Raw genomic sequence first — 15,779 nt, 5'->3', positions numbered from 1 at the left:
GTTATTTTTTTTTTTTTTATTTTGATTGCGTTTTCCATGATGATATTATCAGCTTTTGTACGAATATATTGCTATTTATTTTAGAATAAACACCTTTTTTCATTAAAATAAATTTTAAAAATAACGATAATTATTATCAACTTAATTATTAATTATATTTTAGTTATAATAATTATTTCGATAATTTTGTATTAATTTATTTTAATACTAATAAATTAAAAAGCATTTTACACAAGTAAAATGCTTAAAATAAATTTTATAATATCGCTGTTAATACCGCCGCAATACCGAATATAATTCCGGGCGCATTAGCAGCGGCTAAAGGTATATCTCTATTTTTCTTTAATAATCCGTAAGATACCCATAAAGTACAGTTTATTGCAGCAGCTACTAATGGCTGAATAAAATCTCCTTTATTTCCGCTAAGATTGTTAGCTATTTGTGGAATGTAGGCAACGTACATTAAAACTGATAATGTTGTTGCAATCCATCCTAATATCTTTTCGTTTTTCTCAGACATAAGATTTCCTTTCGCACTAAAATTCTTTTATTTTTTTAATAAGTCACGGATTTCTTTAAGTAACTCTTCTTTTGTATCGACTTGCGGAGCTTCTTCAACAACTTCTTCCTCTTTAGCTACTTTGTCTTTAGCTGTATTGATAGCTTTGACAAAAATAAAGATAGAAACTGCCACGATTAAAAAGTCAATTACTGTTTGGATAAAATTACCATATGAAATACCATTCCATTTTAAAGCAGTAAAATCTGGTTTAGTTGGGAATAATAACAAAATAATAGGCATAATGATATCAGATACTAGTGATGATACAATTTTCCCAAAAGCAGCCCCGATAATTACCCCGATAGCCAAATCAAGAACGTTACCTTTTAAGGCAAACTCTTTAAATTCTTTTAACATAATAACGTATTCCTTTCATAATAATAAATTATAATTTGTTTTGAAAAACAGAGTTATTATAACAAAATTTTAAAGATTATTCCACAAATACGCTTTATAAAAGAAAAATTTTTTGTAATTTATATAAGAAAAAAGCCACGGAGAAGTATTTTTAAAACTTTTATTTTGTGATACAATTATAGTGTCGTCCACACATTCTAACGACGGTTAGGAGGTGAGTTCTTTGCAACTAGACTATATAGTTTCGTTTATCATAGTACCACTTTTTATAAGTGCGTTGGCAAATGTCATTTCTGAATGGTTAATCAGAAAATTCTATGATAAGGACGACAAATAACAATAACCTGAGTATCTTATTTGCGTGAGATACAAAATAAAAGCAGATGAATGCACTCATCTGCTTTTTCTTTGCATAGACTATATATTATCGTTTTGCGTACCTATATTCTATACCATTCACTAAAAAAAGTCAAGGGAAAGAGTATTCTTTATCTAGTACCATTTACAAACTTATAAATTCCGATTGATTTATTATATTATCTATTTATTGATAAATTAGCAATTGATTCTGTAAGCAAGCTAGAAAAATTTATGCCTAATCTGTTCCCTAAGTCATTAGCCCATTTAGGTATAGATAATGTTTTCTTTACTAATTCTTGGTTTTGTAAATATTCATTGATATCTACTAACACCAATGAAATAAAAGATTTATCAAGATCATAATAATCCCTAAAATCCTCATCATCGCTAAAAGGAAAATTATTCTCTAAAGAAATATCTTTTATATTACTAATTTTAGGCAATTCTACTCCTGTTTCGATAAAATCCGCACACATTATTCCTAAATAATCAGAAGCCATATTCATCGCATCTGTTATATCTTCTCCCTGTGTTCCACTTCCTTCTATATCTGGAAAATATACATAATATCCATCATTTTCATTATAATAAAATAACGCCGGATAACTTACTAACATATACTACCTCCTGTTATACAGACAGGACTACAAAAGTCCTGTCTCTTTTAATATTCCTCTTTCGGTTCCCTTTTTAAGTTCTCCTTTGGGAATAATAATAGGTCTTTTTAACCCAGCTTTATTCATTTTAACGTGTGACCCTTTGCCACCCTTAATTTTATAAAGCCGTGCTTAGTTAAAAGCTTGACCATTTCTTCTTGTGTCATCGGCATGTCGACTTTACCTCCTGACATCTACATTTTAACACGTATTTATACGTGCGTCAATTAATATTATATTTTCAATCTAACATTTTTTAATCTAATATTAATAAGTTTTTACTCTATAAAAAATTATTAACACAATATTTTATTGGCAACTAAGCGTTATTTATCTTATAATATATTTGATAAGATAAAATAGGAGAAAATTATGAATAGAAGTAAAATTTTTGAGAGCATTATTCTGCCTAACGGGATAGAAATTAGTAATAAAATTGTTATGGCTCCAATGACCACTTGGGGAAGCAATGATGATAATACAGTTTCTAACGAAGAAATTTCTTTCTATACTAGAAGGGCAAAAAATTTAGGAATGGTTATTACAGGTTGCACCCACGTATCATACAACGGTATAGGTTTTGAAAGTGAATTTTCTGCATATAACGATAGCTTTGTTCTTGGACTTAGCGAACTAGCAAAGTCAATCAAAGCGCAGAATACCAAAGCTATTTTACAAATAAATCACGCAGGAAACAAAGCCTTACAACATTTAATAAAAGATGATGACGTTATTAGTGCTAGCGATATCGAAACATTAGATACAGAATTTGCAGAAAGTTGCAAGACTAGACCACTCAAAGAAACAGAAATACTACAAATAATTAAAGATTTCGGTGAAACTACAAGAAGGGCAATTAAAGCTGGTTTTGATGGTATTGAAATTCACGGAGCACACGGCTTTTTAATTCAAAATTTTACATCACCATTTTTCAACAAAAGAACAGATGATTGGGGAGGCTCTTTAGAAAATAGAATAAAATTTCCTCTAGAAATAATTAAAGAAATTAAACGTGTTATTAAAGAAGAAGATCGAGAGAACTTTATTATAGGTTATAGACTTTCTCCAGATGAGCCGATGAAAGATGCTTTACGTATAGAACATACTTATAGACTTATAGACGAAATAGTGAATATAGGAATAGATTATTTACACATTTCTTTGCCGAATGCGTTAGAAGATATGCCCGTAAACAACTCAAAATATACATATCTTGAACTTTTATCGAAACATATAAATAAACGTATCCCGACAATGTACGCCGGAACGATAAAAACAAAAAAAGAAGCAGAACTACTGTTAAATAATTGCGATTTCGTAGCATTAGGTAGAGTTTTAGTGAGCGACCCAGACTGGCTAAAAAAAATAGAAAATAACAAAGAACAAGATATAATAACAAAATTAAATTTAAACAATGCCAACGATTTAAAATTACCAAAAAAATTAGTAAATGAAATAGTAAAAAATAAAGGGTGGTTCGATTTAGAAGAAAATTTCTAAAAAGTAACTAGCCTCGAAAAAGAAAAAGACAGGAATTGCCGTTCCTGTCTTTTTATATGATATTTTTAATCACATTTGCTTATATTTGTATTCTAACCTGTTTATTAAATAGAAGTCAAGTTAAACTTTTTGATTTTTCGTTTTTTTATAAGGAGCTATGTTATAATTAAAGTGTTACTTTACCTAATTTACGTAACAGTAAAGGAGGTGGCTCTATGCAAAATATAGTATCACTTATAAATTCTATTATGGCAAATGTTCTTGCTTATTACATTTGCAAATGGTTAGATAGAATTTCTAAAAAGTAACTAGCCTTAAAAAAGAAAAAGACGAGACCGCAATCTCGTCTTTTTTTCTCTATACAAATATAGATATCACTTGCTTATATTTGTATTCTAACTTATTTACTAACTAAAGTCAAGTGAAAAGTATTGTTTAACCCTCTTTTATTCCAGATATGTTATAATTAAAGTGCTATCAACTGAATATTTTGCTTCGAAAGGAGTGAACGTAATGACAAATCTACTAGAATTACTATTGTTTTTACTAATTCTTCGTGAATTAAATGAAAATAATAATAAATAAATTTTAGGATTTACGTTGATTAATATTCGTTTAGTGTTGATAGTAAAGTATGGTGTGGAAGCCATACTTTTTTTATTTTGGAAAATATAAAAAGCATAAAAGAATATTGTGGAAGTTCTTTTATGCTCGACAAATCTACTTAATATCTATTTTATATTATTAACTCAAATAAAGTCAAGTAAAAATTATTTTTCACTTCGCGATTATAAAAATCTTCATTGTTTTCCTATAATATTATTTTTTTGATTTTTATTTTTCTGCGAAACAGACAGAGAGAATATATCCCTATTTTTCTCCAACAATACTATTATACCACATTTTTCTCTTTTTCTTTAGAAAATGTATTTTGTATATCTTTCTATGTTTTTCCTATTGATTTCATACTGTTTTCATGTTACGTTTAAGATATAATAACTTGGACAAATTTATATTTTAATCTGCAAATACATATAACTTTTAATAGGAGGTAATAACTATGAAAAAAATTAAAAAAATAATATTACCACTAAGTATAATAGGAATATTTTATTTTATTAATCTAAATGACACAAAAGCATTTTACAATGATATGCAGATAATTAATATTTCGTTTTTAGCAGAACCACCATATCCAATAATAATAGCCATAATAGTTATTCTTATAAATATACTAAGAAGTTTTATAAAATATAAGAAAAACAAAAAAAGACAGGAGCGATAATTCCTGTCTTTTTTTAGTTATATACTTTTGTACATAATATCTTGTTGTTAATTCATTCGCTCAAATAAAGTCAAGTGAAAATTATAATCTATTTATTAATTCTGCTGTTAGTATTGAAGAGTTTTTGGCTGCAATTTTTAGAAATTCATCAAAAACTACTCTTGTTCCCTCTTCAGCTTTGTCGCTAATACTTCTACATACTATAAATTTTGTTCCAAAATTATAGCAAGTTTGAGCTATTGCTGCTGCTTCCATTTCTACAACTTGCATATCAGGGAAGTTATTTAGTATACCTTGTTTTATATCTTTATCAGAAATAAAAGAGTCCGAAGTCCCGACTAAGCCATAATGAATTTTATAATTTGGTAGGGTAATATCTTTTGTAATATTAACTAGTTTATCATCACTCTTATACATTGCTGGCATTTGTGGAACTTGCCCTAATTCATAACCGAAATGTGTAGCATCAACATCAAAATATACAGTATTAGTTGCCACTATCATATCTCCTATTTCCATACCTTTTTGCAAGGCACCACAACTTCCAATATTAATCACATAGTCGACATTATAGTTATCTAGGAGCAAGGTTGTTGCTATTGCTGCATTTACTTTACCGGGTTTTGATAACATTAATACGATTTCCTTACCTTGATAAACACCCTCATAAAACTCTACATGTGCAATTTTATTCGTACGTGCATTTTTTATTCCTGATTTGATAATTGATATTTCTTCTGGCATAGCGCCTATTAGTGCTATCATATTGTACCTACTTAACTTTTACTATTTTTATATCCATTGAATCTTCTGGACCAGTAGGCAACGATACTTTTACTATATCTCCTACTTCTTTTCCTAGTAATGCTTGTGCTACTGGAGATTCGTTTGATATTTTGTATTCGAATGGATTTGCTTCTGCACTACCTACTATCTTATAACTTTCTTCTGCACCATCTGGAAGTTCAATATAAGTAACAGTATGACCTAAACGAATAGTGTTAGATTTATCATCTATTTCGATAATTTTGGCATATCGAATCATCTGTTCCATTTCTAGTATTTTTTGTTCAATGAATCCTTGTTCATCTTTTGCTGCGTCATACTCAGAGTTTTCTGATAAGTCTCCGAAGCTACGAGCAACTTTTATTTTTTCTATTACTTCTGGTCTTTTTACTTTTTTGTAATGTTCTAATTCTTCTACTAATTTATCATAACCTTCTTGGGTCATTTGATATTCTAAATTTTCTTCTATTGCCATCGTACGCACTCCTTTTATTTTTAGTTTAGTAGTTATATTATATATGTTTTCATCTTATTTTTCTAGTACCGATTTAATTTTTGTAATCAAAATATCTACCGCTATGTCGTTATACCCTCCGTCAGGTATAATAATGTCTGCATATTGTTTGGACGGTTTTATATATTGTTCGTGCATCGGCCTAACTGATGTTAAGTATTGATTTATGACAGACTCCACACTACGTCCTCTCTCGTTCATATCACGAAGCAAACGACGAAGTATTCTTATATCACTCGGTGTATCTACGAAAATTTTTATATCCATAAAATCGCGAATTCTTTTTGAATATAAACCAAATAATCCTTCTAGTATGATTATATCTTTCGGTTCTTGAATTACTGTTTCCGCACTACGAGTATGGTTAACATAATCATATCTTGGAACAGCAACTTTTTCACCAGCAATAAGTTTTTCTAATTGCGTACATAATAAATCATTATCAAATGCGTCTGGATGATCATAGTTGGTCTTTATTCGTTCTTCCATTGTCATATGAGATTGGTCTTTGTAATAATAATCTTGCTCTATCAAAACTACTTTTTCTTTATCAAGTTCTTCTATAATTCGCTTTGTTACGGTAGTTTTTCCGCTTCCGCTTCCACCAACTATACCTATTACTTTCGGTTTTTTTCGCATTATTTCTTACCGATTTCCTTTCTCATCATATTTTGTTTATAAATTTTTTGGTCTACTTTTGTTCTAATAATTTGTAATGGATGACGAGCTGCATCTATCAAATCTCCGTCTTCATCATATATTTCACCAATAACTTGCTCAAAGCTATCTATTTCTGGTCCAAAAAACTCTACTTTATCACCTGTCTTGAAATGATTTCTCTGTTGAATAGTCGCTATTTGGGTTTTTTCATCATAGTGTAGAACTTGCCCTACAAAGTCATAATTAGTTTTCTTACCTCCTTGATTTCCAAACATTTGTTCCTTATAGCTAGGAATATTATAGAAAAACGAAGATGCTGTATCTCTATTTGCACATTTGTAAAGTTCTAGTTTATATGCTGGCGTCATCTCGAAATTATCAGGATCTGCACAGTAGTCATCTATAAGTTTGCGATATACACTAGCCACTGTTGCTACATAATGAATAGATTTCATTCGTCCTTCAACTTTTAGAGAATCTATACCTAATTCAATAATTTCTGGAACACTTTCTATAAGTGTTAAATCTTTTGGACTCATAGCATAAGGATCTGCTACGTCTTCATATAATTTTTTATCTTCACTATCTTCTTCGTAAAGGTCATAATTCCATCTACAAGACTGACAACATCCTCCCCTATTACTATCTCTAGCAGTCATATAATTACTTAACGTACATCGTCCAGAATAAGCTATACACATTGCACCGTGCACAAACATTTCTATCTCTACATCAGTTTTTTCTCTAATTTCTCTTATTTCATCATATCCTGTTTCTCTAGCTAATACTACTCTATCTACATTTTCACTTTCCCAATACTGTACTTCTTTGTAATTAGATATTGATTGTTGGGTACTTATATGTACCTCTACTTTAGGAGCAACTCTTTTGCAAGTTTCTATAATATAAGGGTCTGCTACTATAATTCCTCTAACTCCCGCATCTTGCAATGCAATCAAAAACTCTTCTAATCCATCAAAATTTTCGTCGTGAGCTATTATATTGGCTGTAACATAAATATCAGCTCCGTAATTACGAGCAAAATCACAACCCTCTTTTATTTCTTCAATAGTAAAGTTATCTGCGTTACTGCGTAGCCCGAACTCTTGACCACCTAAAAATATCGCATCAGCTCCATAATGTACTGCTATTTTTAGTTTTTCTAAATTACCAGCTGGCATCAGCAATTCTGGTTTTTTTGTTATTACTCTTTTTCCATCTATTATTTGTGAAATTTCTTTTATTGCCATAAGTATAAGTTACATTCAAGTATAACTTGTTCTCCTCCTCAATTTTAGTACATAGTTTTTTTGTGGAAAAATCCTAAATCTATTTCTCGATATTTTGGTTGGATAGCCTCTATATCATTATAGAAATCTTGTTTTTCATCATTATAAGCATCTCTATCTTCATAGTATAAATCTATTGCATCTCGGTAAATAGTAGTTACTTCTGTAATATATTCTTCTGATTTTAGTATTCCGTCTATTTTCAGAGCTTTTACCCCTGCCAAAATAAGTTTATCTAAATATTCAATAGCGCATATATCATTCGCACTCATTATATGTGTTCCATTAGAATCTTCAAAAATTGGATAACGTTCATCTCTATCCTGACTATATAAGAATAATTTTTTAGAATCACTATATTTCTCTATATAATCTTCTTTGTCGCTATATAAGAAATAGTTGTCAACTAACTTCCTTATTGATTGGAACATACAAAGCATTCCTTGAACTTGTACTTCTACTTCAAAATTAGATTTTTGAGCTATTTCTTCTATTTCTGCCAAAGTAAGTTCTTTTGATAAACAAGTTCTGTACGCTCCTCTATTTCCCCAATAGTTACAAGAAAATGAGTTGGTAGCTAATGTATGAGGATCCCACTGCAATTTTAAGTCTAATTTTTCTTCTCTTAGTATAGTAATTATAGTAGGTTCTCCAAAAATTACAGCATCTGGTTTTAATTCATTTACATATTTTAAATATTTTACTAAATCTTCTAAATGATCGTTATGAAATATAGCATTCACACTAACATAAGCTTTTTTCCCTGCTTGATGTATTATTTCGATAGCTCTCTTTAACTCTTCTTTTTTAAATTCTCCTGCTAATCTTAGACCATATTTTTCTTCGCCAATAACAAAACTATCAGCACCTACATTAATAAGTTCATAGATATGCTCTATACTTTTGGGTGTTACTACTAATTCTACTGTCATTTCTTTACCTTTCTAACTGCTTAATTTCTTCTCGTCGTAATAGCTATACCATCTCCAAATGGTAATATTACACTATTATAATTTGGGTGCGACATTAACCACTCATTATAGTTATTAATTTTGCGTGATAACTGTCTTAAATCTCTACTATGTTTTATAATGCTAGGATCTGCCACCATACCTTTAAAAAGAACATTATCTGTAATTACTAATACATCTTCTGCAAAATACGGCTCATAAAGTTCAAAAAATTTTCTACTTTGACTTTTTGCTCCGTCAATAAATACTACATCGTAAGGAGCATTAGCAATAACTCTATCATCTAATTCCAAAGCATCTCCATAAATAGTAGTTATTTTATCTTGTAAATTTCTTTCTAATATATTTTGTACTGCTTGTTCGTACATTTTGTCATCACGTTCGATAGTTACCACTTTACAACCAACATTTTCACAGAAACTTATTGTGCTATACGCAATAGCTGTTCCTATTTCTAACACACTTTTGGCTTTTTTGATATTCAGCAGTTGAATCAAATATGCTCTACCTATTTTATCCAAAATAGGAACTCTATTCTCTTTTGCAAAATTTTCTAAACGTTTATAAAAGTCATCATTTTCAGGAAGTAAATTTTCTACATACAAACTATCTTTTGAATCTATAGCGACCATAGTTCCTCCTAAGCATAATCTTGTCATCATAATATAATACCATAACTAGCAAGAAAAATATAGTAATCAAAGCTTATTATCCAAAAGATAATTAAAATTATTTAATTAATATTACTAAAATTTTTTGGAATAATAATAAATAGTGAATACTATATTTAAAAACTTTAAAAAAATAAATCAAATTAATCTTTAGTTAAAAATAAAAAATACCCCAAAAGTTAGATTTTTTCTGTCTAACTTTTGAGGGACACATCATAACTTATGTAGGGTATTTTTATTTCTATAATCTCAATTTCTTTTGCATATCTATATGCTCAATACCAGCATCTAAATATATTTCTCCACTTATGTTTTCATAACCTAATTTCTTATAGAAGTTTTCTGCATATTTTTGCGCACTTAAATGACTAACTAAATTTTTATTAGTTAATTCGCTAGCTATCCTTTCCATACCTAAAACTAATTTCTCTCCTAAACCTAATCCGCGATATTCTTTTAGAATAGCTATTCTTCCCAAGTGAATATGTTCGCTATCTATATCCAAAATTCTACCTACCCCTACCATTTCATTGTTGTAAAATAATCCTATATGAATAGTAGTTTCTGCACTATCTGATTCATCTATTTCTAGCTCAATAGGTACTTGTTGTTCTTTTACAAAAACTTTAATACGTATTTCTTTTGCCAAATCAATATCTTTTGGTTCAGTTAATTTTCTTACTTCCATTAATCTTTCCTTATTCTTTCATACATAATAATTCCGGCTGATACTGATGCATTCAAACTTTGGGTTTTCCCTAACATCGGCATATGATATAGAAAATCACAAGCATTAGTTACTGTTTTGCTCATACCTTCTCCCTCATTACCTATAATTATGGCTAACGGAACATCTTTGGCTATTTTTGTATAGTTTTCTGATTTGTCATTAAGTGTCGTTCCTGCTATCCAAAACCCTTTATCTTTCAATTTATTTATTGTATCCAAAATATTTGAAACTCTAGCTACCGGCATATACTCAACTGCTCCCGCAGAAGATTTAACGACCGTTTGGCTAACGACTGCTGAGCGTCTCTTCGGTATAATAACTCCTTTTACTCCGCTAGCTTCTGCACTACGAATAATTGCACCTAAATTATGAGGATCTTCTATATGATCCAAAATTAAAATTGTTGTATTCGCATCAATATCAATATTTTCTATTAACTCTTCTAATTCATAATAATTGTAAGGAGCAACAAACGCAATTACACCTTGATGACGTTCAGAAGTTAAGTTATCTAATTTTCTTTTGGGTACTTCTTGACAAATTATTTTTTTATCATTAGCGATATTGAAAATAGATTTTAAGCGACCTTTCTCTATTCCCTCTTGAAATAATATTTTATTAATTTCTCGTCCAGAATTAATTGCTTCTATAATACTATTACGCCCAGCTATAACTTCTTTATCTTCTATATTATCGACATTATTCGTAAGTTGTGTGTTACGTTTTATTCTTTCTACTTTAAAATCTTTATTACTTTTATATTGTTTTTTCATATTCTGTAATTATGTAGCTAAACATTTCCTCCAATCTATCAAAATTTCTATTAAGATATAAATATCCAAACACAGCTTCAAGCCCAGTAGCTAATTTATATTCCATTATAGTCGCATTTTTAGCTTTAGTATTTATTTTTTGATTTTTTGCTCTACCATAGATGTTTAGCTCTTCTTCTGTCAAAACATTTTGTTCTAAGAGAATATTCATAAATGTAGATTGTGCCTTGGCTGATACTACTGAAGATACTCTTCTGTGTAATTCATTTATTTTCCCTATATGATTTTTCATAATATATTCTCTAGCCATAATATCATAAATGCTATCTCCTATGTATGCGAGAGATAACACTTGCAATTCTTTCGAATTTGATATATTAGTTTCTCTTAGTTTAATAGCTACATTCTCTTCCATCGTACACCTTGTTTCGTATCTTCCAAAATTATTCCACGATCTTTCAAATCATCTCTAATTTTATCCGCGAGAGCAAAATCTTTATTTCTTCTAGCATTCTCTCTTTGTTCAATCAATGCGTCTATTTCCGTGTCATCATTACTATCAACATTCGTTATTAGATTTATCCCTAAAATATTGATGTACGTATCAAATCCTGCTTTTAACACTTCTAACGTTTCTTTATTTACAGAGCTTTGTTCTGTGTAGACATTTGTTATTTTTACTAATTCATACCACCCACTTAAAGCGTTAGCCGTATTAAAATCATCATCCATCTGTGATTCTAAATATTCTATATTATTAGCTACTTTTTCTATAATATCCTTGTTCAACAGAGATTCTGTCATTGTGTTATTTAATCTGAAAATTAAATTTTCATAAGCTACTTTTATTTTAGCATAATTAGTTTTAGCTAGTTCAATAGTCTCACTAGAAAAGTTTATTGGCGTTCGGTAATGAACACTTAGCATAAATAATCTTATTACCATAGGATCGACAGTAGTACGAATATCTTTTAACAATGTGAAATTTCCTAGTGATTTACTCATTTTTGTTCCATCGATATTAATAAATCCATTATGCATCCAATAATTACTAAAAGTAGCATGATTGTGGCACTCCGATTGAGCAATTTCATTTTCGTGGTGCGGGAAAGTTAAATCTTGTCCTCCAGCGTGAATATCAATAGTCTGTCCCAACGTTTCATTAGCCATAACAGAACATTCAATATGCCACCCCGGTCTTCCTTTTCCAAATGGACTCTCCCAATAAATTTCTCCTTCTTTTGCTTTTTTCCACAAAGCAAAATCCAAAGGATCTTCTTTATCTTCTCCTATTTCTATTCTAGCACCACTAATTAAATCATCAATAGACTGTTTACTAAGTTTACCATAATCTTCTTTTTCTCTAGTTCTAAAATATACATCTCCATTAGATTCATAGGCAAATCTTTCAGCTACAAGCTTTTGGATAAATTCAATGATTTCTTTAATGTAGTCACTAACTCTAGGATTTTGATCCGCTCTTTCGCAACCTAGCGCATCATAATCTTCATAAAATGCTTTTATATATTTATCAGTTAGCTCTTTTGGTGATATTCCTTCTTCGTTACTAGCTTTAATAATCTTATCATCAACATCTGTGAAATTAGATACATATTTTATATTATAACCTGCATATCTAAAATATCTGCGTACTACATCGAAAACAATTATAGGACGTGCATTTCCTATATGTATATAGTTATAAACAGTAGGCCCACAAACATACATCTTAACTTTATTTGCTTCAATAGGTGTAAATATTTCTTTTTGTTGTGTTAACGTGTTATAAATTTTTATCAAAATATTTCTCCTTAACTTATTATCTTAGTAATATTTTAACACAATCTTATGATTTTTCACTATTTTTTTAATTTTTATATTTTATTAACTTCATTATTATCAATTATAAATAAAAAATGAGCAGTGATTAAGTCACTTACTCATAATTAAATATAATAAGAAAATTAATATATAGCTATCATAGGAGTTGTTCCGTTAACATAATCTTCTCTATCCCAACTTTTACTATTCCATACAAAATTATAATTGTAATTCTTTATACCGTACGGACTATAAGGATTGTAAACTGTTGTATTTCCTTTTGAATCTAATCCTCTTAGAACAACTGCATGTGTGTATCCAGGTGTAACGAAAGAACTTCCTCCTACTGCAGCATAAACCACACGTCCATTAGCAAGTTCTGCTTTTAATTGCTCAGCATTAGTTATAAGATTATAGTTTAATCCATATCTATTAAGGGTATGTGTTACTCCTTCTGATATAGTTCCTATTCCTTTTTTATTATAATAATTTGTATTGTAGTATAAATAATCAGCTATTTCGTAAGGTTTTACTGGTGTTTTTAAGGTAGAAATAGCCATTGATAAAGATGTAGGAACACATCCACTTGCTGTCATAGTCCATCTTCCATATCTTCTGCTTCCCCAAGAAGCATCATTTTGTGTATAGTAAGTAACTTTGTTGTTAGAGTTTGTTGTTGCCTCTACTTTTATATTTGTTACTACTCCGTTGGCGTCACTATAGTACCAAGTGTTTGTTTTTTCACTTCTTGACCATTTGTTTACTGCCATATTACTTCCCCAACCTGTTGGCTCAAAGTAATATTGTTTTCCGTTTATTGTTTCTAGTACATCTGATTGTTTTACTCCGTTTTTGTACAAGTATTTTTTGCCATTTTCTGTTACTATTCCATTTTTTTGTTGTGGTGCATATGGCGAATCTGATTGTGTTTTTGTTACTACTCCGTTAGCATCACTATAGTACCAAGTGTTTGTTTTTTCACTTCTTGACCATTTGCTTATTGCCATATTACTTCCCCAACCTGTTGGCTCAAAGTAATATTGTTTTCCGTTTATTGTTTCTAGTACATCTGATTGTTTTATTCCATTTTTATACAAGTATTTTTTGCCATTTTCTGTTACTATCCCATTTTTTTGTTGTGGTTCATACGGCGAACTATATTGTGTTTTTGTTACTTCTCCGTTGGCATCACTATAGTACCAAGTGTTTGTTTTTTCACTTCTTGACCATTTGTTTACTGCCATATTACTTCCCCAACCTGTTGGCTCAAAGTAATATTGTTTTCCGTTTATTGTTTCTAGTACATCTGATTGTTTTATTCCGTTTTTGTACAAATATTTTTTGCCATTTTCTGTTACTATCCCATTTTTTTGTTGTGGTTCATACGGCGAACTATATTGTGTTTTTGTTAATTCTCCGTTGGCATCACTATAGTACCAAGTGTTTGTTTTTTCACTTCTTGACCATTTGTTTATTGCCATATTACTTCCCCACCCTGTTGGCTCAAAGTAATATTGTTTTCCGCTTATTGTTTCTAGTACATCTGATTGTTTTATTCCGTTTTTATACAAGTATTTTTTGCCATTTTCTGTTACTATTCCATTTTTATTAATTACATTACCAGAAAAGCCTGTATAAACATTTATTCCTTTTACTATTCCATCTACTAGTTTGTCTTGATAGCTAGATTGACGAATTTTTTGTGATTCTGAATAATTGTCCATATATCCTAATTCCAACAATACAGCTGGTATTGCAGTTTCTCTTAAAACCGCAAATGTATTTCTTTGGATACCTCTATCAGTTGCTCCTGAACTACTTATTAAGTTTTTATGGATAGCTTCTGCTAGAAGTTTACTTTTTCTTAGGCGTTCTGGATCATCGTGCTTATCTTTATTTATCCTTGATGGATATTCCGCATAACTTTGATACCAATAAGTTTCTATTCCTTGTGCTGAAGATCCTGCTTCTCTACCACTAGCATTAAAATGTAAGCTTATAAACATATCTGCATTACTTCTATTTGCCATTGCTGATCTTTCAGTTACAAAATCTACATATTTATCTGAAGTTCTACTAGATAGGACAGTATATCCCTGACTTTGTAATTTAGCATAAAGTTTGTTATAAACTTGAAGAGCTAAATCTTTTTCTTTTAGACCATAATAAGCAGCTCCTGAATCATATCCTCCATGTCCTGGATCTATAAACACCACTTTACTTTGGTTAGATTGGTCGCTTTGATTATTTCTTAATGAATAAGACCTTGGTGCAACACTATTTGTATTACTAGAATTAGCTGTTTCTTTATTTAACTTTGTAGTCGTATTCTCAATATTAGAGTTTGAACTATCTGATGATACCACTCCCGTACTGTAAGGCGAAGTAGCACTTGTTTTCAATACCATTCCATTGGCATCACTATAATACCATACTTTATTACGCAAACTATATGACCATTTATTTTTCGCCAAACTGCTACCTAAAATATTATCTTCGAAATAATACTGTTTTCCATTGACTATCTCTAGTACGTCTGATTGTTTAACACCATTTTTATAAAAATATGACTTTCCATTCTCTATTACAATTCCACTTTTTTCACTTGCTTCTGCTATATTGTTATCTATTACTTCTGCTACTACAATAGGAGAACTCATAACAGATAACATTAACAACAATTTTTTAAATTTATTATTTTTCATAAAGCCTCCTAAAACCACATACTTTTTATATAATATAATATTTTGACAGTATATATTATATCAAATTTGTCAACATGTTATATTAAATTTTTGTTACACATTAACCTAAAGTTTTATAAAATATAACAAAAATAACTGT

At 29.8% G+C, this 15,779-nt stretch carries 17 protein-coding genes; 2 read left to right on the top strand and 15 right to left on the bottom strand.

The genetic code is table 11. The features are described from left to right. Positions 1–256: 256 nt before the first annotated feature. The 4 genes from AC1XWJ_RS07235 to AC1XWJ_RS07220 form a co-directional block, all read right to left on the bottom strand. Positions 257–520: a SemiSWEET family transporter gene (locus AC1XWJ_RS07235; RefSeq protein WP_483335216.1), complete on the bottom strand. Its 264-nt coding sequence runs from the start codon at positions 518–520 to the stop codon at positions 257–259. Between the two features lie 27 nt (positions 521–547). Further along, the gene (gene mscL / locus AC1XWJ_RS07230) at positions 548–919 is read right to left on the bottom strand and encodes a large conductance mechanosensitive channel protein MscL (protein WP_483335215.1); all 372 of its coding nucleotides are present in this window, start codon (positions 917–919) and stop codon (positions 548–550) included. Between the two features lie 536 nt (positions 920–1,455). Next, on the bottom strand, positions 1,456–1,896 hold the full coding sequence (locus tag AC1XWJ_RS07225; RefSeq protein ID WP_483335214.1) for a type II toxin-antitoxin system HicB family antitoxin: 441 nt from the start codon (positions 1,894–1,896) through the stop codon (positions 1,456–1,458). 27 nt (positions 1,897–1,923) lie between these two features. Beyond that, a complete protein-coding gene (locus AC1XWJ_RS07220) occupies positions 1,924–2,052 on the bottom strand; it encodes a type II toxin-antitoxin system HicA family toxin (protein WP_483335256.1) in 129 nt (42 codons plus the stop codon). 255 nt (positions 2,053–2,307) lie between these two features. Between AC1XWJ_RS07220 and AC1XWJ_RS07215 the strand changes: the two genes are divergently transcribed. Both AC1XWJ_RS07215 and AC1XWJ_RS07210 read left to right on the top strand, forming a co-directional pair. Next, complete coding sequence (locus tag AC1XWJ_RS07215) at positions 2,308–3,435, top strand: NADH-dependent flavin oxidoreductase (protein WP_483335213.1); 1,128 nt, start codon at positions 2,308–2,310, stop codon at positions 3,433–3,435. 1,060 nt (positions 3,436–4,495) lie between these two features. Beyond that, complete coding sequence (locus tag AC1XWJ_RS07210; protein WP_483335212.1) at positions 4,496–4,720, top strand: hypothetical protein; 225 nt, start codon at positions 4,496–4,498, stop codon at positions 4,718–4,720. Between the two features lie 81 nt (positions 4,721–4,801). On the opposite strand, the gene AC1XWJ_RS07205 is transcribed toward AC1XWJ_RS07210, so the two are convergent. From AC1XWJ_RS07205 to AC1XWJ_RS07155, 11 genes are all read right to left on the bottom strand, one after another. Further along, positions 4,802–5,485 carry a 5'-methylthioadenosine/adenosylhomocysteine nucleosidase gene (locus tag AC1XWJ_RS07205; RefSeq protein ID WP_483335211.1) on the bottom strand — a complete coding sequence of 228 codons (684 nt, stop codon included), beginning with the start codon at positions 5,483–5,485 and terminating at the stop codon, positions 4,802–4,804. A 7-nt stretch (positions 5,486–5,492) separates the two neighbouring features. Beyond that, positions 5,493–5,975, bottom strand: a complete 483-nt coding sequence (gene greA, locus AC1XWJ_RS07200) for a transcription elongation factor GreA (protein ID WP_483335255.1) — start codon at positions 5,973–5,975, stop codon at positions 5,493–5,495. Between the two features lie 60 nt (positions 5,976–6,035). Further along, the gene (udk, locus tag AC1XWJ_RS07195; protein ID WP_483335210.1) at positions 6,036–6,659 is read right to left on the bottom strand and encodes a uridine kinase; all 624 of its coding nucleotides are present in this window, start codon (positions 6,657–6,659) and stop codon (positions 6,036–6,038) included. After that, positions 6,659–7,930, bottom strand: coding sequence for a peptidase U32 family protein (locus tag AC1XWJ_RS07190; protein WP_483335209.1), 1,272 nt, complete (start codon positions 7,928–7,930; stop codon positions 6,659–6,661). Before AC1XWJ_RS07190 ends, udk begins: the two co-directional genes overlap by 1 nt. A 44-nt stretch (positions 7,931–7,974) precedes the next feature. Continuing rightward, the gene (locus tag AC1XWJ_RS07185) at positions 7,975–8,901 is read right to left on the bottom strand and encodes a peptidase U32 family protein (protein WP_483335208.1); all 927 of its coding nucleotides are present in this window, start codon (positions 8,899–8,901) and stop codon (positions 7,975–7,977) included. Positions 8,902–8,921: 20 nt separating this feature from the next. Beyond that, positions 8,922–9,572 (bottom strand): O-methyltransferase, encoded by a 651-nt coding sequence (locus AC1XWJ_RS07180; RefSeq protein ID WP_483335207.1) that lies wholly within the window; start codon positions 9,570–9,572, stop codon positions 8,922–8,924. A 280-nt stretch (positions 9,573–9,852) separates the two neighbouring features. Continuing rightward, positions 9,853–10,299: a GNAT family N-acetyltransferase gene (locus AC1XWJ_RS07175; RefSeq protein WP_483335206.1), complete on the bottom strand. Its 447-nt coding sequence runs from the start codon at positions 10,297–10,299 to the stop codon at positions 9,853–9,855. After that, positions 10,299–11,114 (bottom strand): 23S rRNA (guanosine(2251)-2'-O)-methyltransferase RlmB, encoded by an 816-nt coding sequence (rlmB, locus tag AC1XWJ_RS07170; protein WP_483335205.1) that lies wholly within the window; start codon positions 11,112–11,114, stop codon positions 10,299–10,301. The genes AC1XWJ_RS07175 and rlmB overlap by 1 nt, the downstream gene beginning before the upstream one ends. Next, complete coding sequence (locus AC1XWJ_RS07165; RefSeq protein ID WP_483335204.1) at positions 11,098–11,529, bottom strand: Mini-ribonuclease 3; 432 nt, start codon at positions 11,527–11,529, stop codon at positions 11,098–11,100. The genes rlmB and AC1XWJ_RS07165 overlap by 17 nt, the downstream gene beginning before the upstream one ends. Beyond that, positions 11,514–12,914, bottom strand: coding sequence for a cysteine--tRNA ligase (gene cysS, locus AC1XWJ_RS07160; protein WP_483335203.1), 1,401 nt, complete (start codon positions 12,912–12,914; stop codon positions 11,514–11,516). Before cysS ends, AC1XWJ_RS07165 begins: the two co-directional genes overlap by 16 nt. A 164-nt stretch (positions 12,915–13,078) precedes the next feature. Then, positions 13,079–15,640 carry an N-acetylmuramoyl-L-alanine amidase gene (locus AC1XWJ_RS07155; protein WP_483335202.1) on the bottom strand — a complete coding sequence of 854 codons (2,562 nt, stop codon included), beginning with the start codon at positions 15,638–15,640 and terminating at the stop codon, positions 13,079–13,081. Positions 15,641–15,779 lie beyond the last annotated feature (139 nt).

It is taken from the genome of Gemelliphila sp. 1F1, assembly GCF_056897515.1.
This window is presented reverse-complemented; position numbering and strand designations above follow the sequence as displayed.

Bases quoted from the DNA above. Each gene is read 5' to 3' on its own strand.
- AC1XWJ_RS07235 (WP_483335216.1), bottom strand. From the start codon at position 520: ATGTCTGAGAAAAACGAAAAGATATTAGGATGGATTGCAACAACATTA.
- mscL (WP_483335215.1), bottom strand. From the start codon at position 919: ATGTTAAAAGAATTTAAAGAGTTTGCCTTAAAAGGTAACGTTCTTGAT.
- AC1XWJ_RS07225 (WP_483335214.1), bottom strand. From the start codon at position 1,896: ATGTTAGTAAGTTATCCGGCGTTATTTTATTATAATGAAAATGATGGA.
- AC1XWJ_RS07215 (WP_483335213.1), top strand. From the start codon at position 2,308: ATGAATAGAAGTAAAATTTTTGAGAGCATTATTCTGCCTAACGGGATA.
- AC1XWJ_RS07210 (WP_483335212.1), top strand. From the start codon at position 4,496: ATGAAAAAAATTAAAAAAATAATATTACCACTAAGTATAATAGGAATA.
- AC1XWJ_RS07205 (WP_483335211.1), bottom strand. From the start codon at position 5,485: ATGATAGCACTAATAGGCGCTATGCCAGAAGAAATATCAATTATCAAA.
- udk (WP_483335210.1), bottom strand. From the start codon at position 6,659: ATGCGAAAAAAACCGAAAGTAATAGGTATAGTTGGTGGAAGCGGAAGC.
- AC1XWJ_RS07190 (WP_483335209.1), bottom strand. From the start codon at position 7,930: ATGGCAATAAAAGAAATTTCACAAATAATAGATGGAAAAAGAGTAATA.
- AC1XWJ_RS07185 (WP_483335208.1), bottom strand. From the start codon at position 8,901: ATGACAGTAGAATTAGTAGTAACACCCAAAAGTATAGAGCATATCTAT.
- AC1XWJ_RS07180 (WP_483335207.1), bottom strand. From the start codon at position 9,572: ATGGTCGCTATAGATTCAAAAGATAGTTTGTATGTAGAAAATTTACTT.
- AC1XWJ_RS07175 (WP_483335206.1), bottom strand. From the start codon at position 10,299: ATGGAAGTAAGAAAATTAACTGAACCAAAAGATATTGATTTGGCAAAA.
- rlmB (WP_483335205.1), bottom strand. From the start codon at position 11,114: ATGAAAAAACAATATAAAAGTAATAAAGATTTTAAAGTAGAAAGAATA.
- AC1XWJ_RS07165 (WP_483335204.1), bottom strand. From the start codon at position 11,529: ATGGAAGAGAATGTAGCTATTAAACTAAGAGAAACTAATATATCAAAT.
- AC1XWJ_RS07155 (WP_483335202.1), bottom strand. From the start codon at position 15,640: ATGAAAAATAATAAATTTAAAAAATTGTTGTTAATGTTATCTGTTATG.